At 54.3% G+C, this 1,469-nt stretch carries 2 protein-coding genes; both read right to left on the bottom strand.

Features of this window, described 5'->3' with window-relative positions; all coding sequences use genetic code 11:
• A partial coding sequence (locus C7R94_RS28640; protein ID WP_146142842.1) for an AAA family ATPase occupies nucleotides 1-449 on the bottom strand: 449 nt, incomplete at its 3' end.
• Nucleotides 446-1,469: exonuclease SbcCD subunit D C-terminal domain-containing protein (locus tag C7R94_RS28635; RefSeq protein WP_106785923.1), on the bottom strand; the 1,024-nt coding region annotated here is incomplete at its 5' end. The genes C7R94_RS28635 and C7R94_RS28640, both read right to left, overlap by 4 nt.

The following is a 1,469-nucleotide window of genomic DNA, read 5'->3' as shown; positions in this document are numbered from 1 at the left end:
AAGTCCTGCAAAGTGAGACCAATCAGCGCCTCAATTGCGGCTGTCGCGGACGTGGCTTTGGACTCCAGTACAACATCCGGCTCTCCGGTCAAGGCTCCCGACTGAATCAGCCTCACTTCCGGCTGTCGCTTGTTCCCCTTTTTATCCAGTCCAAATTCCCGTTCCACCGTATATTGCTTGCGCTCATCGCCCGTCCCCAGCTCAAAGGTAAAGGAAACGAAGACACGCTGCTCCAGCTGGTTCAGCACTTCTTTCGGATGGTTACCCCCGCCCAGCCGGACGACCTGCCCGTACAACGCAAGCGTGATTGCGTCCAGGATCGTCGATTTCCCGCTTCCAGTCGGGCCAAATATCCCAAACAGTCCCGCCTGACATAGCATTTCGAAATCGACCTCTTGCATTTCTCGATAGCTGTGCATCCCTGCCAGCTTCAATCGTATCGGTCTCACTCTTCTTCCCCCTCTCCTCCGGTTTCTGCCAATAGACGCTGGAACAAGGCCACGAGCTGCTCATCCGGCTCTGCTCCCCTCTTCCGTTCATAGAAGCGCTTGAATAATTGATCGGATGTCAGCTCTGTCAGCTCAACCCGCTGTTCCTCTTCTTCCTCACGCTCTTCCCTTACGACAACACGCTGGATTTTCAAGAAATCATCCGATAGCTTGCGGACACGCTGAAATTCTGCCGGGTCGATCACGCCTGATACATGCAGCTCCAAGTCAATCCACGCCCCTGCATCGCGTCCCTCTTCCAACCAGCGCTCTACTTGCTCGATTCCCTCTGTCGCCCTCCAACGTGCCAATGGACGTGCACTCGTCAAATAAATGATCTCCTCACGCACTTCTTGTCCTGGCTCCACCTCGACCAGTACGACTGCCTTGCTCTGACCTGCTTCGGAAAAGCTGTACGAAATCGGTGAGCCGCTGTAACGCACCAACGGCTTGTCACTGAGCTTTTGCAATCGATGGAGGTGGCCGAGCGCCACATAATCAGCGTTCTTCGGAAAAGCCTGCGGCGATACAGTCAACGCTCCCCCAATTTGAATCGGTCGCTCGGAATCTGTTTCCTTACCGCCCATGACAAACAAGTGGCTCGTAACCAAATTGACCGTATCCTCACGAAAATGAACAGACAGATCAGCAAGCAATTGAGCAATACGCTCGGAAAAAGCAAGCTGCATCTGCTCCTGGGTAAAGCTTTCGCTCAACAGCTCCTTTAATCGCGATTCAGAAGGATAAGGCAAGGCCAGAATTACCGCATTCGCAGCACAGCCAGGAATCTTCATTTCCAGCCAAGACGGGCCTCCCTGCACAATTTGCACACGTTCAGAAGATGTTTCCTGTGTCAGCAATGGTGCTTCCTTCGGCAACCCCAACAAAACGATCCCGTGCTTTGTGGCAAGCGGCGCTGCTGCCCGCACCCGCTCAGGCTGGTCATGGTTCCCCGCGATCACGACTACACCTCGCCTGCCT

The sequence above is a fragment of the Brevibacillus sp. NRRL NRS-603 genome, assembly GCF_003013445.1.
Lineage (GTDB): Bacteria > Bacillota > Bacilli > Brevibacillales > Brevibacillaceae > Brevibacillus > Brevibacillus formosus.
Note: the sequence above shows the minus strand (reverse complement) of the source record. Positions and strands in the feature narration are given on the sequence as shown.